The 4,027-nt window shown below is 72.8% G+C and carries 2 protein-coding genes; both read right to left on the bottom strand.

The genetic code is table 11. The features are described from left to right. Nucleotides 1–1,811, bottom strand: a 1,811-nt coding sequence (locus ACFW6P_RS31990) for a type I polyketide synthase (RefSeq protein WP_386425775.1), incomplete at its 3' end; no start/stop codon positions are given. 45 nt (nucleotides 1,812–1,856) lie between these two features. After that, nucleotides 1,857–4,027 (bottom strand): SDR family NAD(P)-dependent oxidoreductase (locus tag ACFW6P_RS31985; RefSeq protein WP_386360133.1); only part of this gene is annotated, 2,171 nt, incomplete at its 5' end.

Here is a 4,027-nt window from a genome sequence, read left to right as displayed (position 1 = left end):
CACTCACCGAACCGAGACGCGAACACCGGCGACGCATCCAGGAGCTCCACCGCCATCCCCACCCACTGCGCACCCTGCCCCGGAAACACGAACACGGGGTCCACGGTCTCGTCCGGGCTCTCGGTGAGGCCGCGGGTCACGGTCCTGGGCCGTTCGCCTCGGGCCAGGGCGTGCAGGCCGTTGAGCAGGGTGGAGCGGTCGGCGCCGACCACGACGGCACGCTCCTCCAGGGCGGCACGGCCGGTGACCAGCGTGTGGGCGACGTCCACGGCGGAGAGCCCGCCGGACTCGACACGGTCGGCGAGCCGCAGGGCCTGCTCCTTCAGCGCGGCCTCCGAGCGCGCCGAGAGCAGCCAGGGGAGAACGGCTTCGGTGGTCGCGGTCCCGTCGACGGTTTCGCCTGCGGGCTGCGGGGCGGGCGCCTGTTCGAGGACCACATGGGCGTTGGTGCCGCTGCCGCCGAAGGAGGAGACGCCCGCCCGGCGCGGCCGTCCGGTCTCGGGCCAGTCGACGGCCTCGGTGAGCAGGCGGAGGGTGCCGGAGGACCAGTCGACGTGCGGGGTGATCTCCTCGCCGTGAAGCGACTTGGGGGCCACGCCGTGCCGCAGCGACTCGACCATTTTGATGACGCCCGCGACACCGGAGGCGGCCTGCGTGTGGCCGATGTTGGACTTCAGCGAGCCGATCCAGAGCGGGGTGTCGGCGTCGTGCTCCTGCCCATAGGTGGCCAGGAGCGCCTGTGCCTCGATCGGGTCGCCCAGTGTGGTGCCCGTACCGTGCGCCTCCACGACGTCCACGTCCGCGGCCGACAGGCCGGCGTCGGACAGTGCCGCGCGGATGACGCGCTGCTGCGCGGGACCGTTCGGGGCCGTCAGTCCGTTCGAGGCACCGTCCTGGTTGATCGCCGAGCCCCGGATGACGGCGAGGACCTGGTGCCCGTTGGCCTCGGCGTCCGACAGACGCTCCAGCAGCAGCACCCCCACGCCCTCGCCCCAGCCGGTGCCGTCGGCTCCGGCGGCGAAGGGCTTGCAGCGGCCGTCGGTGGCCAGTCCGCGCTGGCGGCTGAACTCGATGAAGTTGCGCATGCTGGCCATGACGGTGGCGCCGCCCGCGACGGCCATGGAGCACTCACCGGAGCGCAGGGACCGCACCGCCAGGTGAAGTGCGACCAGCGACGACGAGCACATGGTGTCGAGGCTGACGGCCGGTCCCTCGAAGCCGAAGCTGTAGGCGATGCGGCCGGACAGGACGGCGGCGGACCCGCCCGTGAGCAGATGGCCCTCGATGCCCTCGGGGGCGCGTGTGCCGTCAGGGGCGTACGCCTGGTTGCTGGCGCCGACGAAGACGCCCGTGGAGCTGCCCCGCAGGCTGGTGGGATCGATGCCGGCTCGCTCGAACGCCTCCCAGGTGGTCTCCAGCAGGAGTCGCTGCTGCGGGTCCATCGCGGTCGCCTCACGGGGCGAGATCTCGAAGAACCCGGCGTCGAACTCGGCCGCGTCGTAGAGGAAGGCGCCCTGGCGGACGTAGCTGGTACCGACGTGCTCGGGGTCGGGGTCGTACAGACCGTCGATGTCCCAGCCGCGGTCGGTGGGCAGGTCCGAGACGGTGTCGACGCCGTCGGCGAGGAGCCTCCACAGTTCCTCGGGGCTGCGCACTCCGCCGGGCAGGTGGCAGGCGGTCGCCACGATGGCGATGGGCTCGTGCGCCCGCGTCTCCAGTTCACCGAGCTTGCGGCGGGTCTGCCGCAGGTCCGTGGTGACGCGCTTGAGGTAGTCCCGCAGCTTGTCCTCGGTGTTGCCCGTGTTGCCCATGCCAGTCAGCCCTTCGAGAATCGGGAAGTCGTGTCGGGGGACCGCTCAGGAGATCCCGAGTTCCTTGTCGATCAGGTCGAACATGTCCTGGTCGGAGGCGCCGACCAGTTCCTCGTCGACGGCCGTGGGGGTCGGCTCGTCGGTGGATGCCGCCCAGGTGTCGAGCAGGCCTCGCAGCGCGTCCGCGAGGTCCTTCCTGCCCTCGGGGTCGGCGGTGGCGCGGTAGGCCGCCTCGATCTCCCTGAGCCGGGGGTCGAGGGTGGGTTCGCCGTCGGCGGGGAACAGTTCCGCGTCCAGGTGGGCGGCGAGCGCCTGCGGTGTGGGGTGGTCGAACACGAGCGTCGCGGACAGTTTGGTGCCGAGTGCGGTGCCGAGCCGGTTGCGGAGTTCCACGGCGGTCAGGGAGTCGAAACCCATGTCCCGGAAGGCCTTGCCGGGTTTGACCGTTCTCGCCGATCCCGAGCCGAGCACCGCCTCGGCGTGTGTCCGGATCAGCTCGGCCAGCCTGCGCCCGCGCTTGGCCGGCGGAAGCGCGGCCAGCTCCGCGCGCAGACCGCCCGCAGCAGGGGACGCCTGCGCCGTCCGCTGTGCTTCTTCCTCCGCCCGTTGAGCAGCCAGCAGGGCCTGTACGTCAGGGATCTCGTCGATGAGCGGACGGTGCCCGTGGGCGCAGTACGCGGGGACGAAGCGGTCCCAGCGGATGTCGGCCACGACGACGGCCGTGTCGTCCGCCGCGACCGACTCCCGCAGGGCGCGCACGGCGAGTCGCGGTTCCATGGCCGGCACGCCGCGCCGCAGCAGTTGCTCTCCCACCTCGGCGTCGACCATGCCGCCGCCCGCCCAGGCTCCCCACGCGAGCGAGGTGGCGGGCAGTCCCGCGGCCCGCCGTGCCTCGGCCAGCGCGTCCAGGTGGGCGTTGGCCGCCGCGTACGGTGCCTGACCGCCATTGCCCCACACACCGGCGCCGGAGGAGAAGAGGACGAAGGCGTCCAGCGCACGTCCGGCGAGCAGGTCGTTCAGGTTCTGAGCGCCGACGACCTTGGCGTGCATCAGACCGACGGCCTCGTCCGCGTCCACACGGGTGAGCGGTCGCGCCCGGTCGACGGCACCCGCGGTGTGCACGACCGCCGTCAGCGCCGGCTCGGCGGGCAGGCCCTCCAGGAGCTCGGCCAGCGCCTCGCGGTCGGCCACGTCGCAGGCGGCGATGGTCACGCGGCAGCCGAGGTCAGTCAACTCACTGTGCAGCGCAGCCGCTCCGGGCGCGTCGGGACCGCGCCTGCTGGTCAGTACGAGGTGTTCCGCACCTTCGCGCGCGAGATCCCGGGCGACATGAGCGCCGAGCGCACCTGTACCCCCGGTGATCAGGACCGTCCCGCGCGGCTGCCACACCGGTGTCCCGGCCGCGCCGGTGCCGGTGAGAGGCGAGCGCACCATGCGTCGGACGCGCGCGGTCACGGAACCGGTCCGGAGGACGAACTCGCTCTCCGTGTGGTCCTGTCCCCTCGTGGCCAAGAGCGCCGGGAGGTGCGAGAGCACTTCGGTGGAGCCGTCGGCAGGAAGGTCGACCAGGCCACCGGCCTGCTCGGAGTCGTCCAGCGCGGCCACCCGCAGCAGACCCCACACGGCGGCCTGGCGTGCGTTCGGCGCCCGGTCGCCGTCGACCGAGACGGCTCCACGGGTCAGCGTCCACAGTCCGGCCCGTACCTCGGCGTCGGTGAGCGCCTGGCTCAACGCCATGGAGGCCAGCAGGCCCTTGGAGAAACCGGGGCCGCGCTCGTCCGGTTCGTCGTGGAGCGCGAGCAGCGACAGCACGCCCGCCGCCGTGCCGCCCAGGTCCGGAGCGGCCGCATCGAGCAGTTCGGTGAGAGCGGCGCGGTCCGCCTGTTCCGGCACGACGACCGGTACGACGGTGGCCCCGGCCTCCTCGAGCACGCGCCGGGTCAGCACCGCCAGTTCCTCACCGGTTCGTGCCTGGGGCACGACGAGCAGCCAGTCACCGCCGAGGCGACGGTTGCCGGGAGCAGTGAACGGCCGCCACACCACGCGGTAGCGCCAGTCGTCGAGCACGCTCCTCTCGCGGCGGGTGGTGCGCCAGGCGGCCAGCGCCGGGACGACCGACTTCAGCCCCTCCTCGACCCCGAGCGTGCCGGCCAGGGCTTCCAGGTCTCCTTCCTCCACGGTGCGCCAGAACTGCTCCTCGACCGGGTCGGCGCTCA

Source organism: Streptomyces sp. NPDC058741 (assembly GCF_042746715.1).
Lineage (GTDB): Bacteria > Actinomycetota > Actinomycetes > Streptomycetales > Streptomycetaceae > Streptomyces.
Note: the sequence above shows the minus strand (reverse complement) of the source record. Positions and strands in the feature narration are given on the sequence as shown.